General features: G+C 44.3%; 17 protein-coding genes and 1 tRNA gene. 7 read left to right on the top strand and 11 right to left on the bottom strand.

Annotation, left to right across the window (positions count from 1 at the left end; translation table 11 throughout):
* Window positions 1–40: 40 nt before the first annotated feature.
* The 9 genes from AB4Z08_RS03975 to AB4Z08_RS03935 all read right to left on the bottom strand — a co-directional run bounded on the left by AB4Z08_RS03975 (window position 41) and on the right by AB4Z08_RS03935 (window position 12,379).
* Entirely contained in the window at window positions 41–1,174 is a 1,134-nt protein-coding gene (locus tag AB4Z08_RS03975) for a redoxin family protein (RefSeq protein ID WP_441572475.1), read from the bottom strand.
* A 59-nt stretch (window positions 1,175–1,233) separates the two neighbouring features.
* Window positions 1,234–2,157, bottom strand: coding sequence for a hypothetical protein (locus tag AB4Z08_RS03970; RefSeq protein ID WP_441572474.1), 924 nt, complete (start codon window positions 2,155–2,157; stop codon window positions 1,234–1,236).
* A 34-nt stretch (window positions 2,158–2,191) separates the two neighbouring features.
* Window positions 2,192–3,109 (bottom strand): hypothetical protein, encoded by a 918-nt coding sequence (locus AB4Z08_RS03965; protein WP_441572473.1) that lies wholly within the window; start codon window positions 3,107–3,109, stop codon window positions 2,192–2,194.
* 11 nt (window positions 3,110–3,120) lie between these two features.
* The gene (locus tag AB4Z08_RS03960) at window positions 3,121–4,536 is read right to left on the bottom strand and encodes a PKD-like family lipoprotein (protein WP_441572472.1); all 1,416 of its coding nucleotides are present in this window, start codon (window positions 4,534–4,536) and stop codon (window positions 3,121–3,123) included.
* An 11-nt stretch (window positions 4,537–4,547) separates the two neighbouring features.
* Entirely contained in the window at window positions 4,548–5,384 is an 837-nt protein-coding gene (locus tag AB4Z08_RS03955; RefSeq protein WP_441572471.1) for a DUF4843 domain-containing protein, read from the bottom strand.
* Window positions 5,385–5,393: 9 nt separating this feature from the next.
* The gene (locus AB4Z08_RS03950) at window positions 5,394–6,869 is read right to left on the bottom strand and encodes a RagB/SusD family nutrient uptake outer membrane protein (RefSeq protein ID WP_441572470.1); all 1,476 of its coding nucleotides are present in this window, start codon (window positions 6,867–6,869) and stop codon (window positions 5,394–5,396) included.
* Window positions 6,870–6,879: 10 nt separating this feature from the next.
* Window positions 6,880–10,308: a SusC/RagA family TonB-linked outer membrane protein gene (locus tag AB4Z08_RS03945; protein ID WP_441572469.1), complete on the bottom strand. Its 3,429-nt coding sequence runs from the start codon at window positions 10,306–10,308 to the stop codon at window positions 6,880–6,882.
* 163 nt (window positions 10,309–10,471) lie between these two features.
* Complete coding sequence (locus AB4Z08_RS03940; RefSeq protein WP_441572468.1) at window positions 10,472–11,641, bottom strand: FecR family protein; 1,170 nt, start codon at window positions 11,639–11,641, stop codon at window positions 10,472–10,474.
* A gap of 69 nt (window positions 11,642–11,710) precedes the next feature.
* The gene (locus tag AB4Z08_RS03935) at window positions 11,711–12,379 is read right to left on the bottom strand and encodes an RNA polymerase sigma factor (protein WP_441572467.1); all 669 of its coding nucleotides are present in this window, start codon (window positions 12,377–12,379) and stop codon (window positions 11,711–11,713) included.
* Window positions 12,380–12,682: 303 nt separating this feature from the next.
* Between AB4Z08_RS03935 and AB4Z08_RS03930 the strand changes: the two genes are divergently transcribed.
* The 3 genes from AB4Z08_RS03930 (at window position 12,683) to AB4Z08_RS03920 (ending at window position 14,647) form a co-directional block, all read left to right on the top strand.
* A complete protein-coding gene (locus AB4Z08_RS03930; RefSeq protein WP_441572466.1) occupies window positions 12,683–13,837 on the top strand; it encodes a TlpA family protein disulfide reductase in 1,155 nt (384 codons plus the stop codon).
* A gap of 128 nt (window positions 13,838–13,965) precedes the next feature.
* Entirely contained in the window at window positions 13,966–14,160 is a 195-nt protein-coding gene (locus AB4Z08_RS03925; protein WP_441572465.1) for a hypothetical protein, read from the top strand.
* 31 nt (window positions 14,161–14,191) lie between these two features.
* Entirely contained in the window at window positions 14,192–14,647 is a 456-nt protein-coding gene (locus AB4Z08_RS03920) for a hypothetical protein (protein ID WP_441572464.1), read from the top strand.
* Between the two features lie 298 nt (window positions 14,648–14,945).
* Here the strand turns inward: AB4Z08_RS03920 and AB4Z08_RS03915 are convergent, their stop codons facing one another.
* Both AB4Z08_RS03915 and AB4Z08_RS03910 read right to left on the bottom strand, forming a co-directional pair.
* Window positions 14,946–15,689: a hypothetical protein gene (locus tag AB4Z08_RS03915; protein ID WP_441572463.1), complete on the bottom strand. Its 744-nt coding sequence runs from the start codon at window positions 15,687–15,689 to the stop codon at window positions 14,946–14,948.
* Window positions 15,690–15,960: 271 nt separating this feature from the next.
* A tRNA-Gln gene (locus tag AB4Z08_RS03910) sits at window positions 15,961–16,031 on the bottom strand.
* 234 nt (window positions 16,032–16,265) lie between these two features.
* On the opposite strand from AB4Z08_RS03910, the gene AB4Z08_RS03905 reads away from it, so the two are divergent.
* From AB4Z08_RS03905 to AB4Z08_RS03890, 4 genes are all read left to right on the top strand, one after another.
* Window positions 16,266–17,804 carry a hypothetical protein gene (locus AB4Z08_RS03905; RefSeq protein WP_441572462.1) on the top strand — a complete coding sequence of 513 codons (1,539 nt, stop codon included), beginning with the start codon at window positions 16,266–16,268 and terminating at the stop codon, window positions 17,802–17,804.
* A gap of 97 nt (window positions 17,805–17,901) precedes the next feature.
* Window positions 17,902–18,453: an RNA polymerase sigma factor gene (locus AB4Z08_RS03900; protein WP_441572461.1), complete on the top strand. Its 552-nt coding sequence runs from the start codon at window positions 17,902–17,904 to the stop codon at window positions 18,451–18,453.
* A gap of 90 nt (window positions 18,454–18,543) precedes the next feature.
* On the top strand, window positions 18,544–19,584 hold the full coding sequence (locus AB4Z08_RS03895) for a FecR family protein (RefSeq protein WP_441572460.1): 1,041 nt from the start codon (window positions 18,544–18,546) through the stop codon (window positions 19,582–19,584).
* A gap of 107 nt (window positions 19,585–19,691) precedes the next feature.
* Entirely contained in the window at window positions 19,692–23,051 is a 3,360-nt protein-coding gene (locus AB4Z08_RS03890) for a TonB-dependent receptor (protein WP_441572459.1), read from the top strand.
* Window positions 23,052–23,055: the final 4 nt, after the last annotated feature.

Genomic DNA, 23,055 nt, shown 5'->3' with positions numbered 1-23,055 from the left:
CATGCAACCGGGATAAAATAAAGGATGCTATCAGGATAGATCAGTCTTTGAAAACTTCCGCCAGTTTCTTATTCAATTCCTCTCCCCTCAAAGAGGCGGCAATGATTTTCCCTTCCCCATCCAACAGGAAATTGGCGGGTACGGCCCTGATGCCATACAGGCGACCTACTTCATTATTCCATCCTTTCAGATCGGATACATGTATCCAGGGCATTCCATCTTTAGCAATGGCTTCTAACCATTTATCTTTATGGTCATCTAAAGAAATGGCGATGATCTGAAAGCCTTTTTCTTTATATAATTTGTATTGACTGATCAGGTTGGGATTTTCTGCGCGGCAGGGCCCACACCAGCTGGCCCAGAACTCTACTAACAGTGGTTTTCCTTTGAGGTCGGCCAGCTGTACTGCTTTTCCGTTCACATCGTTTTGTGTGAATGCCGGTGCCATAGCACCGATTTTAATATTTTTGGTGGCGGCGATGCGCTGTGCCAGTTCTTTGCCCTGGTCAGAAGCCTGCAGGTTTTTGTTCATGGCATTGTAAATAGGCTCTATCAACGGGAGATCTACTTTGCCACCTGCTGCTTCTGATAACGCCACCATTCCAAAGAAGGAGGCCGGATGCGCCTTTGCAAAGGCTATTTGTTTGTCAGTTCTCTTTTTCCTGCTGGCCATATAATCGTTGTTCACCTGGTTGGTGAAAGACGTATCATTTTGTTGCGCGGCAGTTAATTTGGCAAAGGCAGCATTGGCAGCTTTAGTCAGCGACATGATGCTGCCTCCAATGGCATTATTGTAAGCTGCATACTCGTTATATACTTTTGATCCGCTGAACACCGCGTTGTCTAAAGAATCTTTCGAAGAAATCAACACTTTTTCTTTACCAAAATAAAAGTAGATCACATCCCCGGTGTAAACGGCTTTTTGTTTGCCACCGCCATCATGTGAAAGTGCCAGGCGTGCATAGGAGTACCCATTACTGCGACCGGTAAACGTGAAGGTGCCATTTACCAGCATGGTGGAATCTTCTACACCGCTGCCATTATCCATATAATCGATGTAAGCTTTTGCGGGTGCGTTCAGCGTACCGATTTTGCCGCTGATGGTGAAGGGGCCTGATTGAGCGGCGACTAATACAGGCGCCAGGAATGCGACTAAGCTCAGTATTTTTTTCATGTGGTGGTTTTTACTATTAAAAAAATAGGGGCATCACCATACATACGATGCCCCTGCGTTTAGTACTTTACGTTAGGATAATCTTCTTTTGCGTTGATGAGCTGCTGTTCATTTTCCATGGTCCAACCAAAAGCAATTTTTGCCTGTGCCTTGAGATCCGCGCCTGCGGCGCCGCTCATGAAGTGAACAAACTCGCCCAGGTTTACATCTTCTGTATAATTTTCAAAACCCTGTTTATCTTTTTCGTGCGCAAGGTTGGCAGCCAGTATTTTGAAGTAGTTGACGAGCAACGTTGTTTTTCCATACTTCATATAAACCGGATACCACCAATCCCGAAACCAATAGGTACCTGGCCTGGGATAGAGAGCTGCACTGACTACCGACTGGCTGTACGAGTCGTCGGCTAACTGTTGCAGGCCTAAACCCAGGTATACATCATAAATAAAAATGTCCATCAGTTTACTATCACCCCAGAGCTTGAAGGTGGGAGAGCCGGACCTCTGCATACTCGAAAACTCTACGATATGACCTACTTCATGTGCCAGTACGGCAGACATAATCGCAGAATCTTTCCACATAGTAGAGCTGACTACCACCAGGTTTTTATAATCGCAAGTGGAGGAGCGGTAGGTAGATAACGTGCCAAAGAAACCGCCCCCATTGAGGTATTCCCCGTCGTGCATGGTTACCAGCAAATGTGGGTCATCTCCAAAATTGCCATATTTTTCTTTGGTATATTTCCAAAGCCGGGAGGAGAAGTTGTTATAAAAAGTAAGCGACAGGGTGGTATCCATATCAGGCGCCAAGTAGGTGGCCACCTGATCATCGAGGTATACCCTTTTTAATTCCGACTGGTAGTCGAACCAATGCTCCTTTAGTGTTAACGGAGGGTTGGTATCGCCGACAGATAAATCTGCTGTTTCCGTTTTTGAACAGGAAACAAATAATAAGGAAAGGAAAATGAGTGTATATGTTGACTTCATTTTTTGTGCTGATTTTTGATAAAAAGAAATTCCACTATTCGGTATATTTCACATTGGGAAAGTCCACGCGGGCCTGCTTAAATTGCCGGTCGCACGCATCGGGCCATCCAAAGGCAATAGTAGCCTGTGCTTTCAGATTTACACCCGCAGCACCACTCATAAAGTGAATGTATTCGCCGAGGTTCATTCTCCTGGAATATTCCTGTTCTTTGCCCAGTGGTACTTTGGGGAAATGCTGAGAAAGCAGCACGAAAAATTTATTCAACACCTGTGCTTCGCCATATTTGCTATAGATTGGCATCCACCAATCTCTGAACCAATGACTGCCTTTACTGGGATAGGTAACAACATCATCGAGATAAAAGTTATACCAGGCAGCCGCTTTATCCTGTAGCCCCAGGTTTTTGTATACATCATATACAAAGATGTCCTGCCATTTACTATCGCCCCACACTTCAAATGCCGGGGATCCTTTCACCTGGTTAGTTACACTTTCTACGATATGACATACTTCATGGATCATACCTGGTTCCGGGAAAACAAAGCTGTTCCAGTTGCCTGCGCTGAAGTCCACAATGTTGCGGTGTTCTCCGGATGCATCGGGGTAATACTGCGGCTGGCCTACATTGCCATAGGTGCCACCATGCAACACTACGTACAAACGTGGATCATCTCCCATTTTGCCATATACTTTTTTAGCGTACTTCCAGGTATCGGACATCAGCTGGTAAGGCCATGCAATGGCGGGACCTACGCCCGCATCCTTGTATACCACTACTTCCTGGTCATAATATGCCAGCGTTAATGTTTGTGTATGTTCCAGCCAATGTTCTTTCCAGACGCTATCTGGTTTAGGGCCTTTATCTGCGGAAGTGTTGTTGTCATTGGATTTTTTACAGGCACCGAAAGCCAGTGCGATGAATAATCCGGGTATATATTTATTGAATTTCATGTAGTGCTGTTTTATTTTCTGATTACAATATCTACCGGTGAACCTGGTATTCCATTTACCCTGTTGGTAATGACACCATTTTTTCCAACACTTACGTCCAGGGTAAGTATGCTACCTTCGATGCCTGCCGTAAGTTTGGTGCCTTCCTTGTTGAGCTGGATCATGGTTACTTTCCTGCCACCAAAATTGGCATCCAGCGGATACAGGTCGCCGTTTACGGGATTATACACGTAGATCTTAGCGGCTGAAGTGAAGTAAAACAGGTCTACAGCAGCATGCGCCCATTTAGTATCTTTTTCTATCAAAGCGGCACCTTTAAAAATGCGTTTGCTGATAGGTTTGATAGCGCGTTGATTGTAATCAGCCATATCAACAGAAAAAATATATTCATAGATACTGCCATCTGCTGTTTTGAAAAATGCATATGTGATACCGGGGATCGCCTGCATATAAATCAGTTCGCCGGCGCCTAAGTTTTTTGGATCAAACGCATTACCAGTAACGGTGTAGTCAGTACCCATGTAATTGCCGCCGCCATCAAATGATACAAAGGCATTGGTCAGGGTATTAAATCCAAAGAAGAAGTTACCCGTGCGTGTATAAAAACGGGAGAGATAATAATCGCCGGTTTGCATGCTGGAGAACTTCCCAAAGTCCGGTGCGAATGGTGCGGTAGAAGTAACGCTGAGATACAGTTTACCATTTATAACACCTGTTGGCGTGCCGGAGGAGCCTTCAAATGCTTCTGTCAGGAGTGGTGATGGGGGAGAAAAGAACTGATCACCAAAATAATGTTTCCGGAGCATAGTGCTGCCATCAATGATCACGCTGGCTTTGGCAGGATCCTGGCAAATAACCCAGTAATCTTCTGTGGTGCCAGCCTGGTAAGCCAGTGGCTTAGAGAATAGTTGAATGGGATGGGTCGGCAGGTTTTCATTATGTAGCGCATAATAAAGATTACTGTTGACAGTACTATCGGGCCGTATAAACGATAATTTGGTGATACCCTGATCCACACTCAGTACGGTAGTGCCGACAGAGAATTTGGTGCCGCCACGGATACTAAAAGCGTAAAAGTATTTGATACCATTCCGGTTGTCAGTGACGGTTAGTTTAGCGGTGCGTAACATCGGTTTCAGGTTGTACACCATTTTCAGCGGGTAGCCCGTATAGTGATCAGCGCGGGCTTCTTCTGCTATTACAATATCCCAGTCAAAAGTCAGGTCTGTAGCAGGATTAGCACCTGCTAAATACACATATGGCCTTACAATCAGGGAATCTCCTACGATGGCATCTACAATAGATCCCTCCAGGCCATCTACCAGCGGCTCGGAAGGAGGGGAGTAATGATAGTTGCCCAGATCTTTTTTACAGGCAGTAAAGACAACCGTCAGCAGGATGAAAAGAGGAATAATATTAGCTTTCATATAAAGGCTGATTAGAAGATAATTTGTTGGTTGTTTTCGTCGATGAAAATGTATTTATCAGCTGACTTAAAATATTTCAGATAAAATCTGATGTCAGGTGTACCGGTGTTATAGAAATCATAGTCGCCTGTAGCATCGTTTCTTTTTTTCAATACATAGCCTGACTCCGGGTTTTGGGCTACCCAATCAAACGGGTGATGGAGGAAATAGCTGGTGTTGGCAATGTAGTACAGTGCTCTTGGAATTTCCATGTACCAGTCAGGGTAGGAATTAGGGATCACCAGGTCCTTAGTGCCGGAAGAGAGGAGGAAGAGACGATGTTTGGTTCTGCTGTAAGATCCCAGCTGTCCCCAAAAATTCCACCAGGCGGGTATTTCCAGTCTGTTGGAGAAATAGATCCTTTTGGTACGGATGCCTTCGGGTAACTGCGTGGCAAAGTCAGTTCCACCTGATATCCGGAAGGTCACATACACCGATTTGTTGACAAGTGCCGTATCTGTATTCAGGATGATCACCGGGATATGCACTGTGCCGGAATCAGCAGGCATCACATAGCTGGACTGCAGTGGTTCGAAATGCAGCTTCCTGACAGCCGTAGTAGCCTGGTCCACTACGCTGATAGCGAAGCTTCTGTCCTGATGTACCACTTTCCCGGATATTTTCACCGGTACCCAGATGGTATCACTTTCCTGTGTGAGGTTATACGCAAATGAATATACGATGCTATCGCCATTCTGATAATCCAGGTAGATATTATCCTTCGGAACACTGTAGGATAAAATGCTATCCTTTTTACAACTGTATATCGCCATGCAACCAAGTATGGCAAGGATTAAATGTTTTTTCATGGCAATGAATTAATTATTTCTGTAAGCATTTTCATCTTCCGGCAGCGGGAATACGAATATGGAAGTGGAAGGTTGTTTTACCTGTGTAGCCGAAACCGTAATAGCGTGATTCAGTCGCTTATACATGTAGAAGATCTGGCTTTCTCCATAAAATTCTTTCCGTGCATCTATTAACAACAGGTCAATGAATGCATCTTTATTAGGGACGTCAGTAATGGTACGACCAATACCACGTTTGGCCCTGAGCGTATTAAAGTATTCCAGTGCTTTTGTTGGATTGATATCAAACGTTGCTTCGGCAGCGATGTAATACATTTCACTGAGTCTGATTGCCGGCGCCATCAGTGGATGCAGATTTGTTAAGGGAGCAGCGTTGCGGTAGTACTTCTGCAGTATAGAACGGTCAGGGCCACCGGTAGCAGCAGATTGCGTAAGGAACCATTGCTTCAGCCGCCAGTCCTGGCCACCAGACTGGGCTACTTCATAGATTTCCTTTACCTGGTCAGCGGTACCACTTAAGGTAGGGTTTGTATTGTTGAATCTGGCTGTCAACATAGTGTTGATATCCTTGGTATCTATATACCAGGCAGAAATTAATTCGTTGTAAAAGATGCGGTCTTTTTTAACAATATCTGTCTGGAAAAAATCTTCCTGTGTGGTGAATGGAAATCTCTTTGAGTCAATGACTTCCTGTGCATTGGACAGGCTGTTTCCCATATCATTTTTATATAAGTAAACGCGGGCCAGCTCTCCACATACGGTAAAATAATTCATCCGGTGCCTTCTGTTCTGCATAAACAGTTCCTGGCTGAGTGTTTCCGTAGCATAAGGATTGGAAGGGTATCCCACCACATAATCAGAGAAGACAATCGGATCACTTTTTTTGAGCAATGCTTTTGCTTCATTCAGGTCTGCCAGGATTTTATCTATTGTTTCAGTCACCGTTGTAAATGGCGTGCTTTGTACGCCGGTAGTTACTACATAGGGAATGCCCTTCAGTTTGGCGCCTGCTTTATACGAGGGGGCAAACATGCGCAGTAAATCAAAATGCAGGTACGCGCGTAAGGTCAATGCTTCTCCTTTGATCAGCGCATAGCTGTCGCCGCTGAAGAGAGAAGGGTTTTTATCGATGGCCGTCAACAAGCTGTTACAGTTGGCAATGGCTTTGTAAGCATTGGCCCATACTGCGTTGTTCATTCCTTTCATCAGGTCGCCGCCATAATCGAAGTTGGCCAGATTCCGGTAGGTAACGTCCGTAAACTGATAGTTTTGTGCAATGATATCCAGGTTGCCAAAGCTGAGATGGCCACCATATAGCGATTGGGAAGCACAGATGGTATAGATGCCATTCAATGCTTCTTTAAAGCCCTGTTCTGTAGTAAACAGGTCGTCCATATCAATCTGCGACTGTGGCTTCAGGTCCAGGAACTTATTGCAGGAAGCACAAGCCAGCAGGAGGACTATTAAGTAGAAATGTTTTTTCATTTTCATGTAATTAAAAAGTGGCGAGAATGGAACAGGTTAAACTGCGGGCAAACGGGTAATCAATACCACGTTCCTGCCGTACACTGGACGTTCTGAAAATGTCATTCATGGTCACTGCGCCCCGTAATGATTGTAAGCCCATTCTTTTTGTCAGCATACTTTTTACATCATAGGACAGGTATAGCGACTGCAGTTCCAGCAGGTTATCTTTCTGGATAAATCTGCTGGTAGCATAAGTGGTATTGAGATTAGCGATGTTTTTATACAAAGCAATATCCCCCGGTTTGATCCAGCGTTGCGTTAATGCCCTGCTGTCTACATTGAAACGTGGGTCTGCATTTTCCACTCTGTCCACCAATGTCTGGTTGTACATATCCCCACCTTGCTTGTAGTAGAAGCTGAAGCTGAACATGAAATTTTTGTAGGTAATGTTACTGCCGAAATAGCCTTCTATTTTAGGGGTGTAATCGCCTACGGGCCTGGTATCGTTGATATTGTAGTTGTAGGTGAGCGAGCCATCGGAGGCTACATATAGCTCCTTTCCATTCTGCGGATCTATGCCCATGGATTTAACGGCGTAGATGGTGTTGGTGGACTGACCTTCTGCATACCGCAGCAGTGGCTTGCCTTGTGCATTGTTATCCGGATCCAGCTGGTATTTATTAACACTTTCGTTATAAGCTTTTAAGGCATTGGATATTTTAACAATCGTATTGGTATTGTGCGCCAGGTTGCCGGTGATATTGATATTCAGGTTCCTGCTGCGATATGCGTTGGCAGTGAGATATAGCTCATACCCTTTGTTGGACATATCTCCCAGGTTAGCTTTATAAGTAGTATAACCGGTAGAAGGAGCGAGGTTGATATCTGTTAAGAGTCCTTTGGTGAGTTTATTATAATATACCGGGTTTATTACCAGGCGATCGTGCCATAATCCTATTTCACCGCGTACTTCCGTATTATAGGTCTTCTGCCATTGCAGGCTTTTGTTGCCATACCCATTCAGTACGGCGCCTATGCCGGTAGAATACCAGTTGGCCGTTTGGTAAGTATAAATTGTTTTAGCCAGATAGGGTGGAAAATCAACTGAACCTGTTACGCCATAGGTAGCGGTTATCTTTAAGCGGGAGAGTACGGAAGACATTTTTTGAAAGAAGGCTTCGTTATGTACGTTCCAGCCGATACCTGCGGACCAGAAAGGGGCGTACTTCTGATCAGAGCCGAAGGAGGAGGAACCATCTACACGGAAGGCGGCATCCATCAGGTATTTATTCTGATAAGAGTAACTGCCGTTGAAGAAGGAGCCGATCAAACTGCTTTTAGGTACATCACCTATTGGCGCTGCATTTTCAGCATAGGTTCTGGCAAAACCAATATTTGTAAATTTATCGTTGGAGAAACCTCTGGCTTCGAAACTTTTAAAATCGGTTTTTGAATAGGTGATATTGGAGCCCAATACTGCATTCAGCGCATGTTCACCGAGTTGCTTGTTAAACACTACCCGGAGATTTCCATCCATGCGGATACCATTACTGCTGCTGTAGTAATAGCTACCACGATTTAAGATTTCGCTGGCGGGCGTTTCAAAAAAGGTATTGCTGAAGGGAGACACAAATTTATCTGCCGTGCTTTTGGTATTGTTCATACTCACCAAACCAATTAAACGAAGTGCAGGGTTTATTTTCCAGTCTACAGACAATGCATCGATCAACTCCAGGTAAGCAGCCTTATCGAAGTTGCCCAGGGACGCTTCAAAGAGGGGGTTATACACCGGTACGTTCTTGATTTGATCGGGGCCATCTTTTTTTGTATCTACTTTCCAGTTGGCAATTTCACGTATTGGTTTACCATTGGCATCTGTGATCCGATAGTAGGGGTTCATGCCTACATAAGTAGAGAAGCTGCCGTATTTTGAATTTTGTTCATTTACCTGGGTGACAGTAATTTCATTCTTAATTAACAGCGTACGGGTAGGGTTGTAGTTAAAGTTCATACCACCGCTGTACCTATCGCGGCCGGAGCCTTTCATCACGCCCGGATTGGTTTGATAGCGGAGGTCGATGCCGTATCTGAAGGTAGAGTCGCCACCTTCTGCGTACATGGAATGTTTCTGGCCGTAAGTGTTTCTGAGTGGTTGTGACAGCCAGTAGGTGTTGTAACCGCTGACCACATTTTTCAATTTGGCATAATACTGTTTGTCTAAATCCTCCTGGTTATAGGCGGCAGTATTCGCCGCATTATATAAGCCCGCCAGTTTTTCATAAGCCAGTTTATCAGTAGCATTTAGCACATGATAACCGGTAAGGTCTGCTGCGGTAGCATTCAACTCGTAGTTGTAAGTTAAACGTAACCTGCCGGGAATGGGTGTTTTAGTGGTGATTACGATCACACCGTTTGCTGCCCTGGAGCCATATACAGCCGTGGCAGCAGCATCTTTCAGGATAGTGATGCTGGCAATTCTGTTAATATCGAAATCCACTACTTTTTGCAGTGGCACTTCAAAACCATCCATAATGAATACAGGCAGGTTGTAGGAGCTGGACAAATTATTCCGGTCTAACACTTCCCCATTCATGGAAGGCATGGCAGTAGAACCACGTACATTGATTTTGGGTAGCGCATTTGGATCAGAACCCAGCAGGTTGTTTTCTGCAATCCGGAAAGAGGGATCAAAGGAAGCCAATCCTTTCAGGATATTCTGAGGGTTTAGGCGTTTTAATTCTTCTCCCTTAACGGTAATGGCGTTACCGGTATAGTTATCTTTTTTAATCACCTGGTAACCGGTAATGACTACATCACCCAGGGCGCTGGTATTGGGCGCCATGAGGATATTGAGAAAGGAGGTATTTTTTAGGAGCACTTCTTTCCGTCTAAACCCGATAGAGCTAAACACCAGCACATCACCTGTACCGGCCTCTATTTTAAACAGGCCGGTTTCATTGCTTTGTGTGTATATGTTTTTATTCTTAACACTGATGGTAACAGCTACCATAGCGGTATGTGTGGTACTGTCGGTAATCCGCCCGGAAATAGTAACTTCCTGGAGAGGAGTTGTTGTGACGTTTGTATTCGCTGCTTTATTACTGATCACAATCGTTTTGTTAACAATTGTGTAGGTGAGCGTAAATTTACTCAGACAGGTTCTAAGGGCTTCTTCCAGTGTAACATCTTTCAGGCTCACATCCTGTTTCAAGTCTTCGATATTTACGCTGCCTTTATAAAAGAACAGGTARCCCGTTTGTTGTTTGATTTCCCGGAAGATAGTTTCCAGGGAAACATTTTTCCGGGAGATGGTTACATGGCCGGTGTCTGCTACCGCTGCGGATAATTGCAGGAATGTAAGTAGGAGTAACACGGTGGTGAGTCTGGATACCAGATAAAAAAATCCCCTTACCCTTGTCTGTAAAGACAAAGGAGGACGATGAAAAATTAATTTCATGGTTGATGTCAGATTAGTTGATAAAAAGTAGTTAGCTGATAATGCCCTATGGCAAGGCATTTCGCATAGTTGTTGGCTTGTTTGTTGGTTAGATCCTGGTTACTGATTGGTAAAGCATCCGATACATTTTAATAGTTTAAAATTAGTGACAGTTAAGGGATAGCTATTTATTGCTTCCGTTCGAAATAGTTAAGACATTGCCGGTAAGGCTGAATTTAATATCGTTGATCATTAAGATGGTCAGCACATCGGACAATCCGCTGCTGCGTGATATTTCTCCCGAGAATTTTTCCGGGGTAATGCTTCCTTCATATTTTATGTCGATATCGTACCAGCGGCCTATCTGGCGCATGACATATGGCAGGTCATCGTTTTTAAAAGAAAAAATATCGTTCACCCAGGCGGTTTCTTTTTCTGTATTGGCAGTTATTTTGCGCAGCGGCTTATTGTTATCTCTGCTGGCAATGACCTGTTCACCTGGTACAATTAAATAAGATCCGTTGCTGGTGCTTACTTTAACAGATCCTTCCAGCAGGGTGGTTTTGATGGCGCTTTCATCTGCGTAGGCATTCACGTTAAAGTGAGTACCCAGTACCTGCACGCGCTGCGTGCCTGACTTCACCACAAAAGGTTGTTGTGCATTGGGTTTTATCTCAAAGTATCCCTCTCCATTTAACGTCACCACGCGTTCGGCGGCGGTGAACCGGGTAGGATAGCTGAGCGATGACAGTGCATTCAACCATGCGCTGGATCCGTCCGGTAACATGATTTTATATTTCACACCCTTTGGTGTGGAGAATGTATTTTCCGGTACCTGGCCGGTCGCATTTGGCTGACTGCCTGCATTGTACACAATGGCCCCGTCTTTTGTCCGGGTGATGATGACGCCGGATTGTCTGGCAATTTCACCTTTGGTGCTGTCATTTAAGTAAATGACGCTGCCATCGCTTAGTGTCAGTGTTGGCTTGCCGGTTGCCGGTAACGCATTATTCACGGCGTAGTCAGCGGCTTTGTTAGTCAGCCGGTGGGGTGGCATAAAGTAGTACGCTACCAGGAAAACGAGTATCGCCGCGGCAGCCACTTTGCCCACCATCCAATAGATCCTGAACGATGCTGGTGAGGCACTGTGCTGGTCAATTTGCTGGTCAATATGATGTTTCATAGCGGCCTTCAGCGGAAGGTAATCCGCTTCATTGTCAGCTGTGATCAGGTCTTCGTTGGATTCAAACAGATCAAAAAAAGTTTCCAGAAATTTTATTTCTTCCTCGCTGGCATTCCCTGTCCGGTATTTTTTTAGAATAAGCTGAAAATATTCCTTTTTATTTTCGTGCATTTGAAGCTGTTGTCAATGATAAGAGTCAAAAAGTGAGGGCTGCGCCCATACTGTTTGAAAAAATATTTTTCAGGTATGAAGGAGCGGGTAGTCCTGGATCGTAAAAGAGGGATCTGTATTCGATGGAAATGCAGACGGGTTGGTCGATCCTGGTAAATCTCCCATCGCAGACAGGAAGGCGGCCAGCTGAATTAAAATAAGCGATTGCCGGATTCTGGCCAGCGCTTTCCCCATTTGGTTCCGGACTGTTTTTACGGAAATATCCATTTGGTCAGCAATTTCCTGGCTGCTGAGTCCAGCATGAAAGCGTAAGTTGAAGATGACTTTTTGCTGTGTGGGTAAGGTGGCTACCAGTTCTTTAAAAGTTTCGAGGAACTCTTTGAATAACACGGCCGTATCTGCGGAACCATCCGAGGTATTTAATTCCAGTAATTCTTCCGGCAGCATGGCGTATTTGCTTTCTTTCTCCAGTTGTTTAAATACGCCATTCCGTGCAGATGCCTGTAGGTAAGCCGGCAGGTTGAGGATAGGGGTTTTAGCTTCCCGGGTCCATAACTGAATAAAAACTTCCTGAGCAATGTCCTGTGCCAGTTCTGTATTACTTATTCTTTTGTAGGCAGTATTGTAGACTTGTTTCCAGTATTTATTATATAATACGTCAAATGCAACCCTGTTCCCGTTATTGAGTTTTGTCAGTAGTTCCTGATCGCTTGCATACACTAATTCATCATGACCCATAGCATAATATATTTACGAGACAGAAAATTTCAAATAACCCTAAGGTGTAATGGTGTTTTTTAAATCTTAAATGAATTTTAAATGCGTTGATAATGATTGTATTATGGACAATTAATAATTTTCCTGGTGTAAAAATAGTTTTAAAATGATGAGTATTTTATTTATTTAAACTTATCATGTTTAATTGTCTGGATTAGTTGGCAGGCCCTACTTATCAGGAGGTAATTTTAACTAAACTTAAACTGTGGGCAGGGCGCAGCGCTGCCTACTTTGGCTACTTTTGGTCAACTTATTCTTTGTAACATGATAAAAGCTATCCTTCTTTTATTTGTAGCCGTCCTTATTGTTTTTCAACCCCTCTATGCCCAGCGCAGGTTTTCTGTGACAATACTATTGGATACAGCCATTGCTGCGGGAAAAGTGCATTGCAGTTATGATAATGGCAAACAAGTCATTGATGTACCCGATACTTTTGTGAATAATAAATTGGTACTGGAAGATAATTTATACTCGGAATATGCGGCGGTGTCAGTTACTTACAGTAAAGAAGGATACCGCGGACATTCCCCGGATTTTTTTGTTGGCGATACGGCCGCAACCATCTGGTATGGATTTAAGAGGGAAGTATTTGTTTATAAAGCTTATGAGTATGCTATCCCTATAAATGATACCACTACTAACCATGTTTGGAGGGAGCTGTTAGCCTCCCGGATGAAAGAGGCCATAGATTTGAGTGCACTGTGGACTAAACATAATGGCCAGGAAATTATGGGCAACGATTCTCTCCGTCATTTGCATGAGGAAATTCAGAAAAAGATGCAGCAAAAAGAGTTGACCGTTCTTCGGAAGTACTCTCATGATTATTATTCATTTTGGTTTTTTAAAGACCAGATTGTTACACCATCAAGGATTGCTTTTGAAAAAGACACGCCCTATTTAAATTATTTGCTGACGTTTTTGAAAATGGGATTTCCTCCAAAATTTACACAAAGTATAGAAGGGGTATCGCTGCAGCTATTATTGGAAGGGTTGGTTCGTCCTCCTGAAAAAGGAGGAGCCGCGCCTTCATTTTCTTTCATGGATATGAATGGTCATGCTTATCAGTTGAGCGATTTTAAAGGGAAGTATGTGTTGCTTGATTTCTGGGCAACCTGGTGCGTGCCGTGTATGAAATCCATGCCATTCATAAAGGAACTGAGAGCGAAATATCCGGCAGATAAGTTGATCATCGTTGGTCTTAACTATGATCACGATGCTGCTAAATTTAAGAATGCAGTAAAGATAAATACAATGAACTGGCTTCATTGTTTCGATAAAGATAACGACATAGGAAGAGTATTTGGAGAACAGGCATTGCCTACGTTTATTTTAATTGATAAGGAAGGGACGATTGTGTACAGACGTTCGGGGGTTGGTGATGAGACGGAGATGGAGAAGGTGTTGGAGAGGATGGAGTAGTATCATAATAGCAGTATTTTGAAAAATTTGTTAATTAGAATTGGTGAATGATAACCATCATGGCAATAGCAATGAAATTAGATCATCATTTGTGAATAAGTAATGCAGTAACGACTTAATTTTGTTGTATGATGTCAGATTTCTCATATAAGCAAATTAAAGCGGCTCTAATTAAGCAAAGGGCTGATATTATTGCATCTCCGGAGTTAGCGAGTAAATTGATTGATGACCTTGGAATAAGGGACTTGTTTGTGCCTAAGGTTAAGAAAACTGCCACTAAAGCGGTTGCTAAGAAAGCGGCTTCGCCAAAAGCTACCAGATAATAAATAGTTAATCCCAATCACTTTATTTACAATGACTCATTCTAGTTTTATTTATTCATCCGAGCCAGGATTAATGATGGGTTTTCATGGATGTGAAGAAGAGGCCAATACTAACCCTGCACATGATGAAAATTCGAAGGACAGAATAGTAAGAAGGTTGGATTGTGCCGTAATTAGGAATATCCACATACTAATTAACCTTTCTGGATTTAAGCCATTTGATGCTGTTAAAGGGGTTTTCTTTGAAGGTGATCCATTGTATGATGGCGTTGGCTTTAACGATAAAACCCATATTCAGATCTGCATACGTAATCCGAATTGCATAAAAGGGATATTTTCTTCCTCGCAGAACGGTAAAATGGTATTAAAACCATCCAGGTACGCGATCTATGTTGTTGACGGTTTGAATAGGGATGAAAAGGAACAAGAAGATAGTCATTATAGAAAGCATCTTCGTCCATTCATCGATGTTAAAAATAATGCGTAAGAAAATCGCATATCCAACGGGACTACCCGCAAACAGGTATTTCATTATGTAGCATCCGTCTATGCTTAGCACCCGCTTAGTACATACAGTAGCACTGCAGGAGAGGTGGACTTGATGCGGGGATGACGTCCGGATGTATAACAGGGGTGAAATTGCATCAGCAAATGGATGGAGGTGAGAACTGGCCATAGCAGGGCTGCTTCCCTACCAGGGGGTAGTTGGGGAAAGAAATATACTATTGAAAGGAAGCACGTATAAAGGTTTTATTCATCAAAATATCTCCGGTGGCAAGATGGTTTTATTCCAGTTGAATGACAGATGGAAATGCGTGTGGCCAGGTAAGTTTGGGAGGCAATATCGTCCGCTTGGGGTAAGTACGTTTTTTAGCATATTTGGGTAGATGTGGTGCTGCCACCGCAATGATATCAGCGGCCATATATTGTCTGTTGCCCGATGGACCATCCCCGTACATCGCTCTTACCTGGAAAACTACTACCAGTGAACCCTGCCCCGGTACATCCAGCGAAACATTTGTTTCCTGGAAAGTGGTAGCCGGATCTATTATGAGCGTCACCGTTTCGCTACCCACCACCTGACGTGATGTAAAATCAATACGTGTAGCGATCACTTTTACTTCCAGCGCAGTAATACCTTTATACCCGGCGATGGTTTGTGCGGGAATATTTAATATCCCGTTATGGCACAGCCGGGGAGCCACGGTAAAGAAACGATCTACACCGGTATGCTGATTGAAGCGGAAGCCAGTTAGGGTCTCGTGATGATCACCGGCAGCAATGAGTCGCTTGTTCAGCCGATTGATGTGGCCACCATCGCAATGGATATCCAGGTGGGGGTAGAATGCCTTACGGATAAAAGCGCCTTTCCTGCTGGCGATGCCAAAGCGGCGGGATGCGCGACGGGTAGCAGCCGTTTGCTGCACGCTTTCAGGCATGCTGCGCAGAAAGTATTTGCCATTGCGCTTATACCCTATGAAATTCCCGAGTTTTCCCGTAAAAGAAATGATAGACATTTGTTTTGCCATGGGAGATGATTTTGATTACTATAAATATAAGATAATTCGGGGAGGGTGTTTTCGGGGCAAATTGAAGATTAGCCAAAGGGATTGTATGGCGTATTGTATAATATTCAAAGCTAGTGTAGTAGGGATTTGAGAATGACAAACGGGAGAGTATGGGCATTTAGAGCATATTGAAAAAAGATATCCCCCAGGTTTTCAACTTGATCCTTTTTTGCTACAAAAAGAGAGCAGGAGGTAAACAAAAAATGCACTCCTGGAGTGCATTTTAGTATTGTTGCCGAACCTGGATTCGAACCAAGACAAACAGAGTCAGAGTCTGTCGTACTACCGTTATACTATTCGGCAATAGTAAATCAGGACCGCAAAAGTAGAACTTTTCTGATAAATACCAAATTTTTACCCCATTTTCTTCCAAAAAATTGCAGTAAATCCTTGATTGCCATACTTTCATCTACCACTGAATTCCTGTTTCAGTCGCTTCTCCTATACTTGTACACGTAGTACAACCCTGAATCAAACACCCTCATTAAGGCACAAACCATAGATCCTGCCGGTCGGATCAAATATAAAAGTTAAACTATGTTTTTATCACCCTCCCTGCCCGCTAATACGCCTGCCAACAGTTTCGGCGCCTTTATTTTCGCTGATCGCCGTAATCGCCTGCTATTGGCTATAGCTGTAGCCACAGCTGTTATCAAGATGGTTATATTCAAACATTTTTTTCCCTACCTGGATTTTACCTCAGATACCGGTTCTTATATGCAAACGGCCCTGCAAAACCTGGATCACAATATATGGCCTATCGGCTACTCCAAGTTCCTGTGGCTATTCCACCAGGTGTCGCATTCTGAAACGGCGCTGGCAGTGTTGCAGTTAACCCTGCTGGAAACAAGTGCTTACTTCTTTTATTTCAGTATCGTATATATTTTTCATCCGGATAGCTACTTCCGGTATGGTTTCTATGCCTTTCTACTGATTAACCCGTTATTTCCGTTTTTGAGCAACTACTTCATCTCTGATGCAGTATTCCTGTCGCTGGGGCTTACCTGGATAACGCTGTTGCTATGGATGCTGCATAAGCCCACAACTTTAATACTGGTGTTGCATGGGGTGGTGCTGGGACTAGCTTTCACGATTCGTTATAATGCCATGTTTTATCCGTTTGTGGCGCTGATCCCAATATTATTGTCCCGATATAAGGTGTGGCAGAAGGTAGCGGCTATTTTGCTGCCTATGGTGCTGATAGCATCTTTTGTGTTGTTTATCCGGCAGCGTTCTTATGAACATGCCGGGGTGCGGGAGTTTTCGGTTTTCAGCGGATGGCAGATGATGAATAATTCCATGTATATGTTACAGTACCGGAAGCTGGATTCAACGGATGTACCGCCGAAGTTCGCGGTCATGCATAAGCTGGTGTATACTTATTGCGATAGCCTGAGGAGAAGTGAAAGAAAGAAACATGTGTTTGAAGGATCTGTATTTATGTGGGATAATATAGGGCCACAGAAGTCTATGCTGCGGAACTACTGGACAATTAATAAAGATAAGGACGCTTATACCGCCTGGGCTGCGCTGGCGCCACTGTTCAGGAGTTACGGAGAGTATATGATCAAAAAGTATCCGGCGGATTTCTTTCATTACTATTTGCGGGAAAATGCCATGCTGTATATACTTCCTGAGCCGGAGGTATTGAATGCTTATAATCGTCCCTATATGGGTTCAGACCTGAAAAATGTGAGCGCTTTTTTTACGGATGGGAAAACGGAAAAACCGGAAAGCAAGTACAACGACCTGCAAAGCACGCTCATGGCATTATTTCCCTCGTTAATCGTTATTTGCCATTTACTGTTCCTGGAGGAAACCATTCGCTACCTGATCAGGAAAGGTATCCGCAAGTCCAGCCGGAAGTTTAATATCGCCTTGCTGTTATGCTGGACATTTATCCTCATCAATTTTTCGTTCAGCGTGCTGGCAGCGCCTATTGTGCTGCGTTACCAGGTGTTATTGATTGTGCTTTTACTGGGATATACGCTGCTGCTCACAGAAATAACAGATATGCCATCTTCCTCTTATGAAGAGGCGGAGCTGGAGAAAGAGCGGGTTATGCTGGGGATCTGAACGAAATGCAACGATAAAGATTTTTCGCAGTATCTTAACCGGAGGATGCGCGGAGTCAACAGATGATTCCGGTAAAGCATCCGGTATATGATATTGTATGTCTTATGAAGAAGACAATAGCACTTATTGGGAACGCCTGAGGAACGGCGATAAACAGGCGTTGTTTGCATTGTATAACAACACTTATTCACATCTGCTGAGATTTGGATTGAAAATATGTGGCAGCGATGAACTGGTAAAAGACTGTATCACACAGCTGTTTTTACAGTTGTGGAGCCGGCACCAAAGCCTGCGCCCTGTTACCAATGTACCAGCTTATTTATTTACCGCCCTCAAAAGACAACTGCTGGACCAGCTGGCCTACCAGTCCAGGATCCATGCCGCCATTCACCGGGCAACGGATAAAGACGCAGAAAGTGAACTGTCTTATGAAGAAATCATTATCCAGGTACAACAGGATGAAGAGCTGAAACACCGCCTGCAGCTGGCTCTGAAAGCATTAACCCCCAGGCAGATTGAACTGGTAAGATTGAAATTCTTTGAAGGCCTGACCTATGAACAAATAGCCGCCCAAACTTCCCAAACCGTGAAAACGGCCTACAATACCATTTATGATGCCATCAAGGCACTCAGGAAAATGCTGAAATAAGCAGCTTTCCATCTCCCGAAAAAAAAAGTTAAAAAATCTTTAGGAAAAACGACGCATTCTTCCGTCTGTATAATCAAAGGCATTACCTACATGAATTTCCAGGAATACGAAGTCATCGATTTTGCATGTGATGAATCTTTTCAGCGCTATTGCCTGGAAGAACATGATAAGGATGTGTTGTTCTGGAAAGACTGGCTGCGCCAGCATCCTGAAAAGCAGGAAGCAGTAGCGGAAGCCCGCAGTATTGTGGCGCTGTTGTCTGCCAGGCAGGGCAACCGGTTAGAGCAACTGAAACATCTGGAAGATGGCATTGCACGGTATGATCTGCTGCAACAGGCGCTGGGCGAGGAATCCGGACAGGATACTGCCCACAGGCGCTTCCCGCAGGTATTGAAGTATGCCGCCGTGATAGGAGGGGTGCTGCTGTTAGCCGGAGGCATGGCGCTTTTTTATCAGCATAAGGTGCACCCGGAAGAAGCCGTGGTGATCAATGCCGGTAAAGAACCCCGGAAAACGGTGGTACTGTCGGATGGCTCTTCCATTGTTTTACGGGAGAATAGTACCGTACAGTTGTCTCCCGGATTTAACCGGGAAGACAGGCAGCTCACCCTTACAGGGGAAGCCTTCTTTGATGTAACACAAAATGCCCGGCATCCATTTATCGTACATACTGCTGCGGTAGATATTAAAGTATTGGGCACCGTTTTTAATGTCAGTGCGTATCATTATCGCCAAACGGAAACCGCTTTATTTAAGGGGAAAGTGGAAGTTACGCTGGTCAACCATCCCGAACAGAAAATTGTATTGCAACCCAATCAGAAATTAACAACAGATATAACCAAACCTTTTGCCATAGCACCATTGGATGCAGATCCGGTGGACCACAAAGCCAAAGAAATTGCCTGGGTAAGAAATCGCCTGGAAATTGAAAATGAACCCCTGGAAGTGATCGCAGCGAAGCTGGAAAAGTGGTACGGTATCCCGGTGGTATTTGCAGATGAAGAAGTGAAAGAATACCGTTATTCCGGCACCTTCGAAAGCGAAACAATACTCAAAGCACTGGATGCTTTGCAGTTATCTTATCCCTTTAGCTTTAAAATGCAGAACGGAAAAATTATTATCAGCAAATAAAGAATCATACATCAGCCAAAAATAAAGAAGGGGAAGTGCTGGAACACTTCCCCGGAAAAGGTCAGAAAATGTCGGGATTGATCATTTACTAAACCAACATCAAAGGTATGTTAAAACTTGTATTCCTGGAATGGAAGGGGAAACCTGTTCCCGCCGGCAAACTGCTGCTCACTATGAAATTGACAATCTTTCTTTTTTTGACCTGCCTTCAGGTGCAGGCTATTTGTTTTGCGCAGGAAACGATTACCCTGCAGGTAAAAGAAACAAGTATAAAACAATTGCTGAAAACACTGGAGCATCAAACGGCTTACCGCTTTGTGTTTCATGATAAGACACTGCCGGAAAATAAAAAAGTGACCGTGGCCGCAAAAGATGCTACGCTCGATGCGGTGCTCACACAGGCATTTTCCGGTACCAACCTCGCCTATACGCTGAAGGAAGATGGCCTGGTAGTGGTATATGCCCAAACCACCACTGCTGCAATAGTGGTGGATAATATCACTATCACCGGTACCGTCAGGGGGATAGACAACCTGCCCCTGCCTGGTGTTACCGTAAGAGCTACTGGTACTACTGCCGGCACACTCACCAAAGTAGATGGTACCTATCAACTAACGGCACCCGACAAGGCAACATCGCTGCAGTTCTCCCTGATAGGGTATGTAAGCCAGGAAGTAGCGATCAGTAGCCGTCGCGAAATCAATATTACACTCATTGAAGATATCAAGACACTGAACGCGGTAACGGTTACCGGTTATACGAATTATGCGAGGGATAAGTCTACCGCCGCCTCCGGTGTAGTAGGCGCTGATAAAATTACACAGGTACCCATGGGTAGTTTCGACCAGATCCTGCAGGGACGTGTGCCCGGCATGGTAGTAGCCGCCGGCTCCGGACAGCCCGGCAGCAGCGCCAAAGTAACCATAAGAGGAGTTGGTACCATTAACGGTAACTCTTCCGCATTATATGTAATGGATGGTATCCCAATAGAAGCCGGCGTATTCCAGGGCATCAACCCGGAAGATATTGCCTCCGTAACAGTATTGAAAGATGCTTCTGCTAAAGCATTATACGGATCACGCGGCTCCAACGGTGTTATCGTCATCACCACTAAAAAAGGACAATCCGGAAAAGTAGCCATCTCCTATAAATCGCAATACGGCTTTTCAAATATGACTACGCCGAAATATGAGATGATGAATTCGAAAGAAATCCTGCAATTCCAGGAGGAAGTGGGATTGGAGACCGGTGAAAGTAATGGACCAGGTTGGGATTATTCTCCCAAAAATCCTGACTATGCTACTAAAACGCCCGCAGAGAAAAAGGAAGCAGATCGTATTATCGATAGCCTGGGCAACATGAATACTGACTGGAGAAAAATTTTCCTGCAAACCGGAAAGTTCCAGGAACAACAGCTGTCTGCCAGCGGAGGCAATGATAATGTGAGATTTTATAGCTCGGTGAATTACTTTGATCAGCAGGGTATTGCCAGAACATCTGCATTAAAACGTTACGCCCTGAAAAATAATGTGGATTTCAACGTGGGGAAATTAACGGCGAATATTAATATCGGTCTCGCCTATACGGAGTCGTCTTTCATTCGGAATGAAGCCTCCAGCAGTGGCGAAAACACGTTGGCAGCAGTATACTACGCCATGCCATATGAATACCCCTATGCGAAAGATGGTACCCTGATGACCCGGTACAACCGCGATGAATATCCAACCCTGGATCCACGTGAAGGTAGTAAAGCACTGGAAGCCATGCTGAATACTTCCAACAAGGAAAATCAGATAAAGAGTATTATCGGTACTTCCCTGAACTATGAACTGGCAAAAGGACTCATTGCAAAAACAAGACTGGGACTGGACTTCAGGGAAACAACGTCTGAAGCTTATGTAAACCCGGATTCCTACTCCGGCTATAAAGTAGATAATGGTGCTAAAGGTAGTTTCGGTGAAGGTACCACCCGGAACTTTACACTGGTCACCACGTCCGGCTTAACCTATGCTAAAGTAATAGACAAACATGATTTCGAAGTATCCGGTTATTTTGAATTCACCAAAAATAACTACCGCGCTTTCGGTTACACCGGGTACGACCTGGATGGAAGATTTCCTGCCACACCGGCAGCGATCACACCGGGTTCTCCCTTTGCGCCAACCCTGAGTGGGGGCAGAACAAAAAGCGCATTGGCTTCCTACATTGCAGTAGGCCGTTATACCTTCCATGAAAAATATACACTGAACGCCAGCTACCGCCGTGACGGTGCTTCTACGGTGCCTGTAAATAACAGGTGGCATGGATTTTATTCTGTAGGATTGGGCTGGGAAGTAAAACGTGAAAACTTCCTGAAGGATGTTGATTTTGTGAATAACCTGCGCTTCAGGGCCAGCTATGGTACTTCTGCCAATCCGTTTTCCGGTAGTGGTCCTTTTTCCTACTTCCGTACTTTTAGAACAAATCAGTATGGCGGCACCCCGGCCATTTATCCTTATCAACCTGGTAACCCGGCCTACGATTGGGAATACGCTAAAGAATTTAACGTGGGATTTGACCTCGGCATATGGAATAACCGTATCCGCGTAGTGAGTGATGTATACAGTAAAGTTACCAATAACCTGTTTGTAGATCAGCCACAGTCTATCACTTCCGGCTTTTATACGATCTCTCTCAACTCCGGTTCTATGCGTAACCGGGGAATAGAAATGGATATCCAGGGAGATGTGATCCGCCAGAAAAATTTTAGCTGGACAGTAGGTGTCAACTTCGCCTATAATAAAAACGTAGTTACGGATCTGGGAGCAGCTAATGAGTTCACACAGGGACTTTCGCAGATTGTAAGAGTGGGCTTGCCATATGGTTCTCACTATGCCCCTAAATGGGCGGGCGTGGATCCTGCCAATGGTAATCCGCTTTATTATGATCGTAGTGGAAATAAAACAACTAACTATAATGAAACTGCTTTAAGCGTAGCAGAATTTGGTACTTATATACCACCGCTCACCGGTGGGTTTAATACCGGCCTTACCTGGAAAGGATTTTATGCGAATGCACTGTTTACGTTTGCTGATAAGAGCATGCGCTATCTGAATGAAGATTACTATAACGAAAACCCCTCTTTCGCCAGTAGTAATCAATCCAAACGCATGTTGTATGACCGCTGGAAAAAGCCGGGCGATAACGCCATCCTGCCAAGGATTACAGCCGGCAGGAATTATTCTTCCAAAGACATACAGGACGCTTCCTATCTGCGGTTAAGGAACGTAAGTATTGGCTACAATTTTCCAAAGGAAATCCTTGGGCACATAAAGTTTGTACAAGGCATCCAGGTATTTGCACAGGCGCAGAACCTGTACACCTGGACTAAATGGAAAAGTTTTGATCCGGAAAATAGTGACGGGGAGGGTATGTTTGACTACCCCAGTGCGCGGACTTACACTTTTGGCCTGAATGTTAATTTCTAAAACA

Source organism: Chitinophaga sp. RAB17 (assembly GCF_052114225.1).
Classification (GTDB): Bacteria; Bacteroidota; Bacteroidia; order Chitinophagales; family Chitinophagaceae; genus Chitinophaga.
Note: the sequence above shows the minus strand (reverse complement) of the source record. Positions and strands in the feature narration are given on the sequence as shown.